The organism is Actinopolymorpha cephalotaxi (genome assembly GCF_013408535.1).
Classification (GTDB): Bacteria; Actinomycetota; Actinomycetes; order Propionibacteriales; family Actinopolymorphaceae; genus Actinopolymorpha; species Actinopolymorpha cephalotaxi.
The window spans coordinates 6,053,809-6,070,631 of the sequence record NZ_JACBZA010000001.1; the positions used below are offsets into that span (position 1 = coordinate 6,053,809).

A 16,823-nucleotide genomic window follows, 5' to 3' on the forward strand; every position below is an offset into this window, starting at 1 on the left:
AGCGCTCGCCCGGCGACGAGCGCCGGAGGGCCCGTCAGGCCGCGGACCGGCCCAGGCGGCCTCGGAGCAGGCCGAGGAGTTCGGCGATCTCCCGGACCGCGAACACCCTGGCCAGCACAAGGTAACCCCCGAGCAGGACCACGCCGCCCACGGCCACCGCCAGCAGCTCAACCAGCGGGGACTCGCCGAGCCCCGCGGTCACGAGCCGGGCGAGGACGTACGCGAGAACACCGGGGATCAGGGCCGCCCCGCCTGATCGGGCGTACGTGCTGAACAGTCGGCGGCCGTCGACCCCGCCCATCCGGCGGCGCAGCACGACCAGGCTGCCGAGGAACCCGATCCAGTAGCCGAGGCCGTACGACGCGGCGATGCCCACCGTCTTCCACTGCACCGGGAGGACGGTGTAGGCGATCACCGAGCACACGATGCCCACCGCGACAACGCCGATCTGGACGAAGACCGGCGTGCGGGTGTCCTCGTAGGCGTAGAAGCCGCGCAGCACGATGTGGTGGCTGGAGAACCCGATCAGGCCGAGCGCGAAACCCATCAGGACGTACCCCATGAACCGCGCGCTGGTGTCCCCGCCGCCGTGCAGGAAGAAGAACAGCGCGGTCGTCAGGTCGGCACCGAGGGCGAGGAAGGCGACCGACGCCGGGATGATCGCCACGGCCGTGAGACGCAGGCCGTACGACAGGTCGTCGCGGACGGCGCCGTTGTCGCCCTCCGCCGCCGACCGGCTCATCCGCGGCAGCAGGGCGGCCACGATCGAGACCGTGATCACCGCGTGCGGGAGCATCAGGATGAGGTAGGCGTTGAGGTACGGCGTGAGGCCGTACCCGCTGTCGTGCCCGAACTGCGCCAGCGCCTGCGCACTCACCGACGTGGTCAGCCTGGTGGCCACGATGAACCACACCTGGTTGACCAGGACGAAGCCGATGGTCCAGATCGCCAGCCGGCCGGACTTGCCGATGCCGCCGCCCCGGAAGTCGAACCTCGGGCGGAGCCGGAAACCGGCGCTGCGCAGGACGGGCAGCAGGCACAGCGCCTGCACGGCGATGCCGAGGGTCGAGCCGAGGCCCAGCAACAGGATCTGCGCGGTGGTGATCTCCTGCGGGCTGTCCGCGTCGGAGATCACGATGAACGCCACGAAGACCACGATCGAGACGATGTTGTTGAGAATCGGCGACCACATCATCGGCCCGAACCGCCCGCGGGCGTTCAGCATCTGGCCGAGGATGACGTACAGGCCGTAGAAGAAGATCTGTGGCAGGCAGTACCACGCGAACGCCACCGCGAGGTCGAAGTACGGCCGGTTGGCCGGTGAGTTCATCGCCGCGCCGGAGTAGGCACGCACCAGCAGCGGTGCGCACACCACGGCCACCACGCTCATGCCGGCCAGGACGAGGGCCGCCAGCGTGAGCAGCCGCTGCGCGAACGCCACGCCGCCGTCCGGGTCGTTCTTCATCGCCCGGACGAGCTGGGGCACGAAGACCGCGTTGAGCGCGCCTCCGGCGATCAGGATGTAGAGCGAGTTCGGGATCGTGTTGGCGAGGTTGAACGTGTCCGCGAAGAACGCCGTGCCGAGTGCCCAGACGAGGACCAGGCTGCGGACGAAGCCGGTGACGCGGGAGACCACGGTGCCGGCAGCCATGACAGCGCTGGCGCGCAGCAGGCTGGACTGCTGCGCGCTTCGTGGTTCCTTCTTCTGGGGGACAGCGACGTCACCGTTCAACGCTTCGCCTTCGTCATGTCGGGGCCGAGAGGGCCGGGCTGGGAGCCGGGCGGGGTGCCGGAATGCTTGTCGGGTGGCTGCGCGGCCTGGCCGTTGGGCCGGGCCGGGTCGCCCGGCGCCTGCTCCTGCGGAGCGGACTCGTCGCCCTCGGTGGTCGCCCGGCCTTCACCGCCGGCGGTGGCCCTTCGTGCCGCCGCGGCCGCCCGCAGTCGCCGGACGATACGCGTACCGGCGGCCAGCAGCAACAGCCCCAGGCCGACGAAGATGACCACCCAGCCGACCTGACCGTAGCCGGTGACCCGGACGAAGAACGGCTGGGTCGCCCCGAACGACGTACCGGAGCGGGTCGTCACCCGCGCTTCCATCTGCACCGCGGAGCGCACCGCGTTGTCCGAAGGCGCCTGCGCCGTCACGCTCACCGTCGCCTTGCGGTTGGGATCGACGCGCACCGGGTCGATCGGGGCCACCTCGAGGAGCTCGGGGTCGCGGGGTCGCACCTCGAGGCGTACCTCGACCGGTTGGCTGCCGCGGTTCCAGATCGTCACCGGGAACCGGCCGGTCTGGCTGGACAGGGTCACCAGGCGGGGCGGGACGACCTCGACCTGGCCGATGGCCGTACGGATCCGGGAGGTCATGGTGTCGATGAGATCGATCGCGTCGGCGTCGTCGCGCCGCCACGACGTGGAGGCTCCGCGCAGGAACTCCCGGTCCAGCGCCGGGCGGGACCGCTCCGGCTCGGCCAGCATGTCCAGGAGGACGGACGAGGCGGCCGCGAGGTCGCGCAGGTGCTGGATGTGGCGCGGGCTGAGCTCCGCGCGGGTGTCGGTGGGGGACTTCCGCAGCGGACCGCCGTAGGCCGTCGGCGCCTGGGACAGCAGCGCGCCGACCGAGAGGGGGCGCAGCCAGGAGACGGACTCGACGGTGCGGAACAACGTGTCACCGGAGGAGCCGGGGTTCCAGTCGCGCGGCATCGCGGCGACCATCCGCCGCAGCGTGGTGGCCGGGTCGCCGCCCTGCATCGCGGCCAGCGCGGTCTCGCTGAGGAAACGCTGCTGGATGCTCGCCGGCGAGGACTGCCCGCCCGGCCCGCCCGCGGTCAGGGACGGGTCGGCGACGAGCGCGGTCACCGCGCCTTCGGGAGTGGCCAGCGACGCCACCGGGCTGGAGCCGTCCTTGGGCAGGGCGGGCAGGGCGCGCTGGGACAGCAGCACCGTGTGGGCCTTGCTGGCGGCGATCGTCTCCAGGGTGCCCGCGTCGGCGTAGCCCGCGCCGGGCCAGACCAGCGTGCCGCCGGTCTGGTACGCGTCGGAGGCCTGGTCGGCGGCCCGGACCGCCTGGGGGAAGCGGTCGGTGAGGTGGTAGCGCTGCAGGGCGGGCAGGTCGGGGTCGGCGTACGGCAGCATCTTCGCGTCACCGGAGGCGAGCACGCCGCGGGCACGGTTGAGCCAGCGGCGTACGTCGGCGGTCTGGGCGGGACCGACCCTGGTGCCCGACGAGGTGGTGAACCCGTCGGACATCCGCCGCGCCTCGTCCAGCAGGGACGGGTCGACGAGGAAGCTCAGGTCGTGGTCGGCGCCGAGATCGATCAGCCGGCTCAGCCGCCCGCCGGGCGCGAACTCCCCAAGCGCCGGGGTCTCACCGGTGTCGTTGTTCGTGGCCGAGCCGCGCACGACGTCGCCGTCGACCAGGCGCGGCTGGTCGGTGACGGGCAGCACGAACGCCACCTCGACCGGGGTCAGCTTGGTGCCCGCCGGGAGGTACGGCAGGAAGGTACGAGCCCGCCAGGTTTCCCGCAGACTGGAATTCGGCGTGGTGGCCCTGATGTCGACGCCCACGACGTACACGCCCGCCTCGCTCAGGCCCAGCTGCGCCAGCGGCACCTTCACGTCGAACCGTGCGGACGCGTGCGGCCGCAGTCGCGGCGCCACCTGGTCCACGAGGTTCCACGGCTGGTCCAGCCGGGTGCCGAGACGCTCGCCCGGCTGCTCGGAGGCCGCGGTGGCGAGCTCGTCACGGGACGTGAGGGGCGACTGGTCGAACCACAGCATCGCGTTGACGGTGGACAGCGCGACGTCCCCGGAGTTGACCACCCGGCCGGTGACGCGGAGGGTTTTCGTACCTTTGGTGGCGTACGGCGTCACGGAGTCGATCTGGATGCGTACTCCCGGCACCTGGGCCGAGGCAGGCGTGGCCATACCCGTGACCAGGCCGCCGACGCAGGCCAGCAATGCCAGCACCGCCACGACGGCGGTCGCCAACCTTGCTCGACCCGCCAACACGCCTCGATGCTAGGGCATGGCCCTGTGCGGGGTGCCCGACTCGGTCCGTGCCCGCCAGGGCGTACGCCAGCGTCCGAGGCCGTACGCTTGCCTCCCGTGTCGACCGACCACCTGAGCGAAGCCCAGCAGCGCGGAGTACGAGAACTCCTGCGAATCGCCCCCGTGATCGACGAGCTCGGCGGCCGGTTCCAGGCCGCCGGAGCGCAGCTCGCACTCGTCGGCGGCTCCGTCCGCGACGCGCTCCTCGGCCGGCTCGGCCTCGACCTGGACTTCACCACCAGCGCCCGGCCCGTCGAGGTCGAACGCCTGCTCACCGGCTGGGCCGACGCGGTATGGGACATCGGCCGCGAGTTCGGGACGATCGGCGCCCGCAAGGGCGACTGGACGATCGAGATCACCACCTTCCGTGCGGAGGCGTACGACCCCGACAGCCGCAAGCCCGCGGTCACCTTCGGCGACACGCTGGAGGGCGACCTCGGCCGGCGCGACTTCACCGTCAACGCGCTCGCGGTCACCCTCCCCGACCGGGGGTTCGTGGACCCGGTCGGCGGGCTGAGCGACCTCGCCGCGGGACAGCTGCGCACCCCCGGCCGGCCGGAGGACTCCTTCACCGACGACCCGCTGCGGATGATGCGGGCGGCGAGGTTCGCCAGCCAGCTCGGCTTCTCGGTGGCGCCGGAGGTGGTGGCGGCGATCCACGCGATGGCCGACCGGATCACGATCGTGTCCGCGGAGCGGGTCCGGGACGAGCTGGTGAAGCTGGTCCTGGGCGGCGACCCCCGCGCCGGGCTGGAGCTCCTCGTCGGCACCGGACTGGCCGACCAGGTCCTGCCCGAGCTGCCCGCGCTGCGGCTGGAGCTGGACGAGCACCACCGGCACAAGGACGTGTACGAACACAGCCTCACCGTGCTCGACCAGGCGATCGCCATGGAGGGGCGGGTCGGCACCGGCGGCCCCGACTTCGTGACCAGGTTCGCCGCGCTGATGCACGACGTGGGCAAGCCGGCGACCCGGCGGTTCGAGGACGGCGGCCGGGTGACGTTCCACCACCACGAGGTCAAGGGCGCCCGGCTGACCGCCAAGCGGATGCGGGCGCTGCGGTTCTCCGGTGACCAGACCGACGCGGTGTCCCGGCTGGTGGAGCTGCACCTGCGGTTCCACGGGTACGGCGGCGGGGAGTGGACCGACTCCGCCGTACGCCGCTACGTCCGCGACGCCGGCCCGCTCCTGGACCGGCTGCACGTGCTCACCCGCGCCGACTGCACCACCCGCAACCGGCGCAAGGCGACCGCCCTGCAGCGCACGTACGACCAGCTGGAGGAGCGGATCGCGGTGCTGGCCGAGGAGGAGGAGCTGGCAAGCATCCGGCCCGACCTCGACGGCAACGAGATCATGCGGACGCTGGAGATCCCTCCCGGCCCCGTGGTCGGGCGGGCGTACAAGCACCTGCTGGAGGTCCGCCTGGACCAGGGCCGGCTGGACAAGGACGCCGTCCGCGCCGAGCTGTTGCGCTGGTGGTCGGAGCAGCCGGAAGCCCGGGCCTGAGCGGCCCCGGCCGTCGGGGTGATCACTCCGCGGCCGACTCGGAGGAGGCCGGGGTGCGCGGGCGCGGGCGTACGCCGGTGAGCCGGGCGTAGCCGGCCGCGGCACCGACGTAGGCCACCGAGGTGACGGCGAGGACGGCGTAGGAACGGCCGGTCGGCGGCAGCGCCAGCGCGGCGCAGGCGGCGGCGAGCACGACGACGACGTTGAACAGCACGTCGTACAACGAGAAGACCCGGCCGCGGTAGACGTCGGCGACGTTCTCCTGCACCAGCGTGTCCACGCAGATCTTCACGCCCTGGGCGCACAGGCCGAGGACGAACGCGGTCGCCAGGACCGCGGGCACGGTGAAGAAGGTGCCCGGCACGAGCACCACCAGGGCCCCGACGAGGAACAGCACCACGATCCAGGCCTCCTTCCGGATCCGCCGCACCGCGAGCGGCGTGAGCAGCGCCGCCGAGCCGAACCCCAGGCCGGACACCAGCACCGCGGTGCCCAGCCCCGCGATCCCGGCCGCCGCGTCGCCCGCGGCGAAGTAGTTGCGGTAGAGCAGGATGATCGCCACCGTGCACAGGGTGAAGAAGAACCGCTGGACCGCGATCGCCGCCAGGCCGAACGCCGCGGGCCGGCACTCCACCACGTGCCGCGCCCCGTCGGCCAGGCCGCTCAGCACGTGCCGGACCGTCGCGGCGACCTCGGCCCGCGCCGCCGCCAGGTCCGGCCCCAGCATCGGTCGCGGAATGCGCAGCACCAGCAGCGCACTGGCCGCGTAGCCCAGGCTGGCGACGACCAGCACGACGTACTCCGCTGTCGCCGGGGCGCCCCACCCCAGCGCGGCCACCGCCGAGCCCGCACCCAGGCCGACGAGGTAGGCGAGCGTCCCACAGGTCGGTGTGACCGCGTTGGCGAGCACCAGGCGATCGGTGGGGACCACGTGCGGCAGGGACGCCGACAGCGCCGCGAGCAAGAAGCGGTTGACAGACAGGCAGGCGAGGACGGCGAGGAAGAACAACGGCCCCTCGCCGCCCCCGCGCGTCACCGCCAGGACGAGCAGCACCAGCACCGCCCGCACTGCGTTGCACCACAGCATCGTCTGCCGCCGCGACCAGCGGTCCAGCAACACACCACAGAACGGGCCGAGCAGGGAGAACGGCAACAACAACACCGCGAACCCGACCGCGATCGCGCCGGCGGTCGGCTGGCGTTCGGGAGAGAACAGGACGTACGACGCGATCGCGACCTGGAAAACCCCGTCGGAGAACTGCGAGACCAACCGGACGGCGAACAGCCGCCGGAAGAAGCCGAGCCCCAGCAGAGTGGCGAGGTCACGCAGAAACCGCACCCCAGCAGGGTAGGCGGCTCAGCGCTCGACCTCCGTACCTATGGTCGAGGTCTCGGCTTCGCTCAGCGCTCGACCTCTCCGCGGATGAACTTCTCCACCAGTTCCCGCGCCACGTCGTCGGAGTACTGCTCCGGCGGGCTCTTCATGAAGTACGACGACGCGGACAGGATCGGCCCACCGATGCCGCGGTCCTTGGCGATCTTCGCCGCCCGGATCGCGTCGATGATGATGCCGGCGGAGTTGGGCGAGTCCCAGACCTCCAGCTTGTACTCCAGGCTGAGCGGAACGTCCCCGAACGCGCGTCCCTCCAGTCGTACGTACGCCCACTTGCGGTCGTCCAGCCAGGGCACGTGATCGCTCGGGCCCACGTGCACGTTGCGCTTCTCCAGGTGGTGCGGGATCTGCGACGTGACCGACTGGGTCTTCGAGATCTTCTTCGACTCCAGCCGGTCCCGCTCCAGCATGTTCATGAAGTCCATGTTGCCGCCGAAGTTGAGCTGGTACGTGCGCTCCACCACGACACCGCGGTCCTCGAACAGCTTGGACAGCACGCGGTGCGTGATCGTCGCACCGACCTGGCTCTTGATGTCGTCGCCGACGATCGGCACCCCGGCCTCGGTGAACTTCGCCGCCCACTCCGGGTCGGTGGCGATGAACACCGGCAGGGCGTTGACGAACGCCACGCCCGCGTCAATCGCGCATTGCGCGTAGAACTTGCCCGCCGCCTCCGAACCCACCGGCAGGTAGGAGACCAGCACGTCCGCCTCGGTCTCGCGCAGCACCGCCACGATGTCAACCGGCTCTTGCTCGGACTCGCTGATCGTTTCCCGGTAGTACTTCCCGAGCCCGTCCAGCGTGGGACCGCGCTGCACCGTGATCCCGGTCGGGGGTACGTCACAGATCCTGATCGTGTTGTTCTCGCTGGCCCTGGTGGCGTCGGCGAGGTCGATACCCACCTTCTTGGCGTCGACGTCGAACGCGGCCACGAACTCCACGTCCCGTACGTGGTAGTCGCCGAACCGCACGTGCATCAGCCCCGGCACCTTCTGGGTCGGGTCGGCGTCGCGGTAGTAGTTGACTCCCTGGATCAGTGACGTCGCGCAGTTTCCCACGCCGACGACGGCAACCCGGATGGACTGCGGGCTCATGGACCTCTCCTCGGTTCGGTCAGTGCTCTTCGGGGTGGCGCTCTCGGGGGTGCTGGTCTTCGGGGCGCTGGTCTTCGGGCTGGTCGGCGGCGGCCGGATGCCCCACGCGTTCGGAGGCGATCAGGTCGCTGAGCCAGTGCACCTCGCGCTCGACGGACTCCACGCCGTGCCGCTGGAGTTCGAGGGCGTAGGTGTCCAGGCGTTCCTGCGTACGGTGAAGTTGCGCGCGGGTGCGGTCCAGGCGCTCCTCCAGCCGCCGCCGGCGGCCCTCGAGGATGCGCAGCCGCACCGTCGCGTCCGTACGCGCGAAGAACGCCAGCCGGACACCGAAGTTGTCGTCGTCCCAGGCGGACGGCCCGCCCTCGGCCAGGAGTTCGGTGAGGAGCTGCTCACCGGCGGGGGTGAGGCGGTAGACGATCCGGGCCCGGCGCCGGGCGGTGTTGCCGGCCGAGGTGCGGTCGGTGTCGTCGGCGGAGGAGTCCTCGCGGACGCAGTCCCGGGCGAGCAGGGACTTCAGGCAGGGGTAGAGCGATCCGTAGGACAGCGCACGTCCCCAGCCGAACCTCGCGTTGAGGCGCTTGCGCAGCTCGTAGCCGTGCATCGGCGCCTCGTGCAGGAGGCCCAGGACCGCGAGCTCGAGTACGCCGCCGCGGCGTGCCATGCGCCTCACCGTCCCTTCCGGGCCGCACCGCGCACCGTGCTGCCCGTCCTGCCCTGAATCGGGGAACTAGTACGAAACTCGATGTATCGGACTGATACATCGTGCCGAGATGTTCGGACGATAGAGCCAGCCCGCGTACACGCGCAAGGGGTGACTCTCGGTGGGCGACGACCGTCGGGCCGATCGTCAGGTTTGATCGCCCTGCCCGCGCCGTGGGACTCGACGCTCCGGCCGAAGGCCGTACTCTCGTTGGCATGTGGTCGCAACGGTCGGTGGTCGATTACAGCCTGCAGCGCAAGGCGACGCTGCGGGCGCTGCGTGGTGGCCACGCGACCGTGATGGAGGACGTGTGCGACGCCGACCCCTACCTCCTCCGGGCGGCGAAGTTTCACGGGGAACCAACCGACCGGCCCTGTCCCATCTGCCGGAGGGAGAAGCTGACCCACGTCACCTACGTCTTCGGCGACGAGCTCGGTCAGTACTCCGGCCGGATCCGGCAGACGCCCGAGCTGGAGATGATGGCCCGCGAGCACGGCGAGTTCCGGGTCTACGTCATCGAGGTCTGCCAGGGTTGCTCGTGGAATCACCTCACGCTCTCGTACGTCCTCGGTGACGGTGTGCCACGACGGCCGCCTCGCCGGCAGCGCACGGTCGAGGACGAGTACTCCTAGCCGGGACATCTGCCGTACCCTCAGCAGCCAATCCGCTGCCGGGCAACCCCCTGGAACTACACCGTGACACGCAGACATGACGACAGGTATGCCGACGACCACACGTCCGTGGACGTCTACGGCGATCCACGTGAGGATCGGGGACCTCGCGGGCATCGCCAACCCCGCAGGAGACCCAGGCGACGCCTCCGGCGTTTCCTGCTCGGCTGCCTGCTCTTCTTCCTCGGGCTGGGCATCCTGAGCATCGCGGCGTTCGTGATCGGCTACGCGCGCACGTCCGTCCCGGACCCGAACGCGATGCTGGACTCCAACACCACGACGATCTACTACCACGACGGCAAGAGCGTCCTGGGGTCCTTCCACGCCCAGAACCGCATCTCGGTGCCGTTGGACCAGGTGCCCAAGAACACCCAGGACGCGGTGATCGCGGCGGAGAACCGCAGCTTCTGGACCGACCGCGGCGTGTCGCCGACCGGTATCGTCCGCGCCGCGTGGAACACCGCGCGGGGCCAGGACGTCCAGGGTGGTTCGACGATCACCCAGCAGTACGTCAAGAACTACTACCTGACCCAGGAACAGACCTGGACCCGCAAGGTCAAGGAACTCTTCATCACCTTGAAGGTCCAGCGGCAGCTGTCCAAGCAGGAGATCCTGCAGAACTACCTCAACACCAGCTACTTCGGCCGCGGCGCGTGGGGCATCGAGACCGCCTCGCAGGCGTACTTCGGCAAGCACGTCCAGGAGCTCAGCCCCCAGGAGTCGGCGGTGCTGGCGTCCCTGCTGCGGGCGCCGTCGATCTACGACCCGGCGGTCGACCCGACCAACCGGCCACGGCTCGAGTCCCGCTACCACTACGTGCTCGACGGGATGGCGAAGCTCGGGCACCTGTCCACCGGACAGGCCGCGCAGGAGCCGCTGCCGAAGATCAAGCCGATCAGCAAGAGCAGCAACTCCGCCGGACCGGGCGGCTACCTCGTCAGCCAGGTGCGCAAGGAGCTGGTCAAGCTCGGCTACAGCGAGGCGCAGATCGAGACCGGCGGCCTGCAGGTCACCACGACGATCGACGCCAAGGCCCAGCGTGCGATGCAGGACGCGTTTGCGAAGCACTTCCCGACCAAGAACGCCAAGGGTGTGTACGCGGGCGGCGCCGCTGTGCGCCCGGGCACCGGCGAGGTGGTCGCGATGTACGGCGGGAAGGACTACATCAAGCGCCAGTTCAACGACGCCACCCAGGCCAAGCTCCAGCCGGGCTCGACGTTCAAGTCGTTCGCCCTGGCCGCGGCGTTGGAGGACGGCGTCTCCCTGCGCAGCAGGTTCGCCGGCAACTCGCCGTTCATGCTCGACAACGGCGACCAGGTACGCAACGAGTTCAACCGCGACTACGGGCGCTACGTCGACCTGAGGCAGGCCACCCGGGACTCGATCAACACCGCCTACGTCGACCTCACCGTCAACAAGATCGGCCCGAACGCGGTGTACGACGCGGCCCTGCGCGCGGGCGTGCCGAAGAACTCGCCCGGCCTGGACAAGCACGCGAAGATCGCCCTCGGTTTCGCGTCGGTGTCCCCGATGGACATGGCCAACTCCTACGCCACGTTCGCGGCCGAGGGCAGGCGCGCCCCGTGGCACCTCGTGGACAAGGTCACCGCCCCGGGCGGCAACGTCCTGCACGAGACGAAGGTGGAGAGCAAGCGGGAGTTCGGCAAGCCGGTGGTCCGCGACCTCGACAGCGCGCTGGAGGACGTCGTGAAGCACGGCAGCGCGGAGCAGGCGGCAAAGGACCTCGGCCGCCCGGCCGCCGGCAAGACCGGCACCCACGAGGACCAGACGGCGTGGTTCGTGGGCTACACCCCGCAACTGGCCGCGTCGGTGGCGTTCTACAAGGACGCGAACGGCGACGGGAAGAAGGAGTCGCTGGACAACGTGGGCGGGATGAACACCTTCTTCGGCGGCGGCTACCCCGCGCGGATCTGGACGGAGTTCATGAAGGAGGCGCTGGCCGGCCAGCCGGTGCGGCAGTTCCCGCCGCCGGCCAACCTCGGGAAGGTCGTCAACCCCAAGCCGACCTTCACGCCGAGGCCCAAGCCCACCTTCACGCCGACGCCGACGCCGACCCCGACGCCGACGCCGACGGTTACCCCAACTCCCACGGACACGCCCACGCCGACGCCGACCTTCACCCGGAAGCCGCCGGGCCCGAGGCCCAAGCCGACCAACACCCTCCCCATCCCCACGCCCACCTCGTCGCCCAGCCCGACCAGGACCAAGGGACCCCACCGGCCGTTTCCGTAGGCCCGGCACCGGCGGCGACCGCCGGCAGAACGGAGCCGCCGACAGGGCGTCCCAACCTGCTGACGCGGGGTAGGTCGTCCGGCGTGGCGCCGGGAGGGTACCCACCCCGTCAGCGCGATAGGGCACGATGGGCTCCGACGTGACGCCGGAACGGACGGAGGCGCGGGTGAGCAGGAGTCCCTCCCGGGAGGATCCCCTGGCCCGCCTGGCCACCACCTGGCTCGGCGGACCGGTCGGTCTGCACGCGCGCCTGGGTGGCGCCCGGTGGACACCGCTGGCGGTGGCGTTCGCGGTGACGACGGGGATGTTCGTCCTCGGCGTTCTGCAGAAGGTGCCGTGTCACGGCGTGGGCTGGCCGCGTGAGTCGGGGTACGCCTTCAGCCATCTCTGCTACACCGACGTGCCGTACCTCTACCGCGAACGCGGCTTCGCCCAGGGCAACCTCGCCTACCTCGACACCGGCAACTACCCGCCGCTGGAATACCCCGTCCTCACCGGCGCGGTGATGCAGGTGACCGCCTGGCTCACCCGGGCGTTCGGGTCCGGGGACGCCGTGCGCGACAGCGTTCTGTACTTCGACCTCGCCGTCGTGTTCCTCTTCGGCTGCGCGCTGGTGACCGTGTGGGCCCTCGCCCGGCTGTGCCTGCGCCGCCCGTACGACGTGTTGTTCTTCGCCGCGGCACCGGTGCTCGCGCTGGCCGGCACCATCAACTGGGACCTCGCCGCGGTGGCCCTCACCACCTGCGCACTGCTGGCCTGGTCGCGGTCGCGCCCGTACCTCGCCGGCATCCTGATCGGCCTCGGCGTGGCGACGAAGTTCTACCCCCTGCTGCTGCTGGGACCGCTGCTTGTGCTCGCGCTGCGCACCGGCCGGATGCGGATGTGGGCGACGACCGCGCTGTCTGCGCTGGCCGCGTGGCTGGTCGTCAACCTGCCGGTGCTGCTGCTCGCGGAGAGCAGTTGGGCGGTCTTCTGGTCGTTCAACACGGCGCGGATGGGCGACTTCGGATCGATCTGGTACGTCCTCGGGCTGGCCGGACACCCGCTCAGGGCGGTCAACACGGTCTCCCTCGGGCTGTTCGGACTGGCCTGCGCCGGAGTGGCGGCACTGGGACTGTTCGCGCCCAGGCGTCCCCGGCTGGCCCAGCTCGCGTTCCTGACGGTCGCGGCGTTCCTGCTGGTGAACAAGGTCTACTCGCCGCAGTACGTCCTCTGGCTGCTGCCGCTGGTGGCACTGGCCCGGCCGCGGTGGCGGGACTGGGCGATCTGGCAGGCCGGTGAACTCCTGTACTGGCTGGCGATCTGGCTGCACCTGTCCGGCACTCTGGCCGCCGGCGGCGCGGGGCGGCTCTACTGGCTCGCCGTGGTGGTCCGGATGGCGACGACCGGCTACCTGTGCGTGCTGGTGGTCCGCGACATCCTGCGGCCCTCCGCCGACGTCGTACGGGCCGGTGGCCAGGTCGACGACCCGACCGGGGGGCCCTTCGACGGAGCGGCCGACGCGGCGGGGTGGCGAAGAGGGCGCTTACGGAGTCCGGAGCCGATCGAACGGGCCCTGCAGGAAGAGGGTGTGGCACGGTGAGCAACCGACGCAGGTGGACCGAGGACTCCCCGGACGGCCCCGGCCCCGGCCGCGGTGACGGCGGTCCCGGTGGAGGTCCCGGTGGAGGCCGTGGCGGAGGACCGGGCGGAGGTCGTGGCGGAGGTCCGGGCGGAGGTCGTGACGGCTCCGGCGACCCGGCCGGACCCGACCTCTGGGACGAACGTTCCTGGTCCGGGGACCCGTTTCCGAGCCGGCCGGCGCGGCGGCGTGCCGACACCGGCCCGGACTGGCGGGAGACGCTGGCGTCACCGCGTCCCGACGAGCCGGCGGACGACCTGACGCCCCGGTCGGGTGCGCCGGCGGCACGTCCTCCCGGCCGTCGCCGCCGGGAGGACGTGCCGCCCGAACCCGTGACGGACACCGGCTGGTACGGCGCCTCGGACGTGGATGCCGCCGCGCCGCCGTGGGAGACCCCTGGCTGGGACTCACCGGAGTGGACCATGCCGGAGCGGAGTACGCCGGAGCAGGCGCTCGACGTCACCGGTCCCGGCGACCGGTCCGCCGGCGAACGGACCACCGGCGACCGGGCGACCGGCGACTGGGCGACCGGCGACAGCGGCCGGGACGAGGGATTCGACGACCACCGGGGCGAGGGCGAGCGGCGTCGTGCCGACCGGCCGCGTCCGTGGTGGTCGGACGAGTTGGATGACCCCGGCAGCGACGCGTACGGCGAACCGCCCGCGCCGCTGACGCCGATGGGCGGCACCCCGGCACCGGAACGCGGTCAGGACGAGCGCGGGGCGGGCCGGCCGGCGCGGCCGAGCGAGCCGGGGCAGCCGGACCGGTCCCGGCCGGAGCGGTCCGAGCCGGCGACGGCCCGTTCCGCTCCTCAGGAGCCGGCCCCGGCAACCCCCGCCTCCACAGACCCCGCTTCCACAGACTCCGGGTCCCCGGACCCCGGGTCCGCGACGTCGCCCGCGCCGGCGGCGGCCGAGCGTGAACCGCGGAGTTCCTCCCGGCTCCGGTGGCTGCCCGAACGTCTTCGGCCGACGCCCGGTGACCTGCAGGTGCTGGCCTGGTGGGCGCTGACCCGCGTCGCCATCCTGCTGATCGCGGTGACCGGTCCGTGGCTGTTCCACGGCACCGGCAAGATCCCGAGCTTCTGGGACTCCTGGAAGCAGTGGGACTTCTGGCACTTCGACCGGATCGCGACGTTCGGCTACTTCACGCCCGGCTGGAGCACACCGATCGAGGCGTTCTTCCCCGGCTTCCCGATGGCGTTGCGGCTCGGCATCCTGGTCGGGATTCCCACCGTGGTGGGCGGCCTGCTGGTGTCGTTCGTCGCCGGGGGCGTCGCCGCGGTCGCGCTGGCCCGGCTCGCCGACCGCGAGTGGGGACCGGGCGCGGGGAGGTACGCCGCGGCGATGTGGATGCTGGCGCCGCCCGCGATCTTCCTCGCCGCGCCGTACACCGAGGCGCTGTTCCTCGCCCTGGCGATCCCCGCCTGGCTGTCCGCCCGCCGGGGCACCTGGTGGCTCGCCGCCGTGCTCGCCGCCGGCGCGTGCACGGTCCGGGTGTCGGGCATCTTCCTGGTCGTCGCGCTGGCCGTGGAGTTCCTCACCTCCGGGCGCCGGCAGCGGTGGCAGGACGGGCTGTGGCTGGCCCTGCCGACGGTCCCGGTGCTCGGCTACATGGCGTACCTCAAGGCGAACACCGGCGACTGGCTGCGGTGGTACCACGCCCAGTCGGACGAGTGGTACCGCGGCTTCACCCCGCCCTGGACCGCGTTCCTCAACACCTGGAACGCCGCGACCGGGCACACCGCGTTCGGCGACGTGAGCGACGCGCTGCGGGCCAACTTCGAGTGGATGTTCCGGGCCGAGCTGGTGGCGATGCTGCTCGGCCTGGTGGTCACGGTCGTCCTGCTGACGCTGCGCCGGTGGGGCGAGGCCACCTGGGTGGGCGTGCAGGTGGCCGCGTTCGCGACGTCGTACTGGTTCTTCTCCGTCCCCCGCGCGACGCTGCTGTGGTTCCCGCTGTGGATCGGACTGGGTGCGCTGGCGGTACGCCGGCCGTGGGTGTGGCGGGCGTACGTGATTCTCGCGGTGCCGTTGTTCGGGATCTGGGCGGCCGCGTACCTCACCGGCCGCTGGTCGGGCTGACCCACCGGCCGGGGCAGCCCAGGCCGACCCCGACCGGTCAGGCCGACCCCGCGTCCCAGGTGAGCCGGAACCACCGCCGCCGGCCGATCCGGAGCAGGGCGCCCTCCACGGCGCCGGCGGGCAGCACCTCGTCGGCTTCGGCCAGCACCCGGTCGTCCAGGCGTACGCCGCCCTGGTCGACCAGCCGCCGGGCGGCGCTGCGGCTCAGGTCCGGCTGGGCCAGGCAGACCAGGTCCCAGACGGTGAGCCCGCCGGTCTCGGCGGGGGTGACGGTCAGCACCGGCACGTCGGTGGGTTCGCGCCGGGCGGAGAACGTCGACCGGAACCACTCCCGCTCGGCGGCGGCCCGCTCGGGCCCGTGGTAGCGCGTGACGACCGCCTCGGCGAGGCCGAGCTTGGCGTCCCGGACCTCCCGGCCGCCGTGCTCCACCGCCTGCCGTGCCTGCTCGACCACCGCTTCGGGCACGGTCGTGTAGACCTCGAGGTAACCCGGGACGAGCGCGTCCGGGATGCTCATCAGCTTCCCGAACTTCTCCCGCGGCGGGTCGGTCAGCGCGACGTAGTTGCCGAGGCTCTTGGACTGCTTGGCCCGGCCGTCGATGCCCGGTGTGATGCGGGTGGTGATCACCACCTGCGGCGTGCCGCCGAGCCGCTGCTGGTAGTGCCGGCCGAGCATCTCGTTGAAGAGCTGGTCGCTGCCCACGATGGTGAGGTCGGAGCGCATCGCCCACGAGTCGTAGCCCTGCAGGACGGGGTAGACGAGTTCGTGCATCGCGATGTCGCGGCCCTCGGCGACGCGGCGGCGGAACATGTCCCGCGCCATCAGCTGGCCGTGGGTGACGTGGGACAGCAGGGTCAGCCAGTCCCGGGTGGTGAGGGTGTCGTACCACTCGGAGTTGCGGCGTACCTCGAACACCTCCGGCTCGGTCCGCAGCACCATGCCGGCCTGCTCCAGGAACGCCGCGGCGTTCGCCTCGATCGCGGCCCGGGGCAGTACCGGCCGGGTCTCCGTGCGGCCGGTCGGGTCACCGACCTGGGTGGTCACGTCGCCCAGCAGGAACACCACGGTGTGGCCGGCATCCTGCAGGCGGCGCATCATCCACAGGTTGACCGCGTGGCCCAGATGGAGGAACGGAGCGGTGCAGTCGACGCCGTACTTGATCCGCAACGGGCGGCCGGAGTCGAGCAGGGCCGCCAGCTCGGGACGGCTCACCACCTCGTCGGTGGTGCGGGCGAGGTCGGCGAGCAGGGCGGAGTAGTCGGCGGCAGCAGGGTTGGCCGCAGCTGGGTTGACGGCAGCCGGGTTGGCGGCAGCAGGGTTGGCGGCAGAGCCGCCCGGGGTGACAGACACGGGTCGGGATCCTTCGAGGTCAGCAGCGGAGGGCGCACCCAGACGAGGGCGGCCCGGGGACGGCGCGTCAGCGCCGATATCGCTGCTGGGTCCCGATCAC

11 protein-coding genes are annotated in these 16,823 nt (G+C 71.6%); 5 read left to right on the plus strand and 6 right to left on the minus strand.

Translation table 11 applies throughout. The features are described 5' to 3' along the window. Window positions 1–34: 34 nt before the first annotated feature. Window positions 35–1,732 (minus strand): murein biosynthesis integral membrane protein MurJ, encoded by a 1,698-nt coding sequence (gene murJ / locus FHR37_RS26945; protein ID WP_092883967.1) that lies wholly within the window; start codon window positions 1,730–1,732, stop codon window positions 35–37. Next, window positions 1,729–4,011 (minus strand): DUF6049 family protein, encoded by a 2,283-nt coding sequence (locus FHR37_RS26950; protein WP_139238998.1) that lies wholly within the window; start codon window positions 4,009–4,011, stop codon window positions 1,729–1,731. The genes murJ and FHR37_RS26950 overlap by 4 nt, the downstream gene beginning before the upstream one ends. Before the next feature lie 111 nt (window positions 4,012–4,122). Here FHR37_RS26950 and FHR37_RS26955 point away from each other — a divergent pair, with 111 nt between their 5' ends. Continuing rightward, window positions 4,123–5,556: a CCA tRNA nucleotidyltransferase gene (locus FHR37_RS26955; protein ID WP_237768859.1), complete on the plus strand. Its 1,434-nt coding sequence runs from the start codon at window positions 4,123–4,125 to the stop codon at window positions 5,554–5,556. Window positions 5,557–5,578: 22 nt separating this feature from the next. Here the strand turns inward: FHR37_RS26955 and FHR37_RS26960 are convergent, their stop codons facing one another. The 3 genes from FHR37_RS26960 to FHR37_RS26970 form a co-directional block, all read right to left on the minus strand. After that, the gene (locus tag FHR37_RS26960; protein ID WP_092883970.1) at window positions 5,579–6,895 is read right to left on the minus strand and encodes an MFS transporter; all 1,317 of its coding nucleotides are present in this window, start codon (window positions 6,893–6,895) and stop codon (window positions 5,579–5,581) included. Window positions 6,896–6,957: 62 nt separating this feature from the next. Next, a complete protein-coding gene (locus tag FHR37_RS26965) occupies window positions 6,958–8,043 on the minus strand; it encodes an inositol-3-phosphate synthase (protein WP_092883971.1) in 1,086 nt (361 codons plus the stop codon). 19 nt (window positions 8,044–8,062) lie between these two features. Next, entirely contained in the window at window positions 8,063–8,704 is a 642-nt protein-coding gene (locus FHR37_RS26970) for a PadR family transcriptional regulator (protein WP_092883972.1), read from the minus strand. A 254-nt stretch (window positions 8,705–8,958) separates the two neighbouring features. Between FHR37_RS26970 and FHR37_RS26975 the strand changes: the two genes are divergently transcribed. From FHR37_RS26975 to FHR37_RS26990, 4 genes are all read left to right on the plus strand, one after another. After that, window positions 8,959–9,375: a DUF5318 family protein gene (locus FHR37_RS26975; RefSeq protein WP_092883973.1), complete on the plus strand. Its 417-nt coding sequence runs from the start codon at window positions 8,959–8,961 to the stop codon at window positions 9,373–9,375. Window positions 9,376–9,438: 63 nt separating this feature from the next. Further along, entirely contained in the window at window positions 9,439–11,667 is a 2,229-nt protein-coding gene (locus FHR37_RS26980) for a transglycosylase domain-containing protein (RefSeq protein WP_139238999.1), read from the plus strand. Window positions 11,668–11,833: 166 nt separating this feature from the next. Further along, entirely contained in the window at window positions 11,834–13,249 is a 1,416-nt protein-coding gene (locus FHR37_RS26985; protein WP_237768845.1) for a glycosyltransferase family 87 protein, read from the plus strand. A 356-nt stretch (window positions 13,250–13,605) separates the two neighbouring features. Beyond that, window positions 13,606–15,372 (plus strand): mannosyltransferase family protein, encoded by a 1,767-nt coding sequence (locus FHR37_RS26990; protein ID WP_237768846.1) that lies wholly within the window; start codon window positions 13,606–13,608, stop codon window positions 15,370–15,372. 37 nt (window positions 15,373–15,409) lie between these two features. Here FHR37_RS26990 and tyrS read toward each other — a convergent pair whose 3' ends face one another. Beyond that, the gene (tyrS, locus tag FHR37_RS26995) at window positions 15,410–16,723 is read right to left on the minus strand and encodes a tyrosine--tRNA ligase (RefSeq protein ID WP_092883976.1); all 1,314 of its coding nucleotides are present in this window, start codon (window positions 16,721–16,723) and stop codon (window positions 15,410–15,412) included. Window positions 16,724–16,823: the final 100 nt, after the last annotated feature.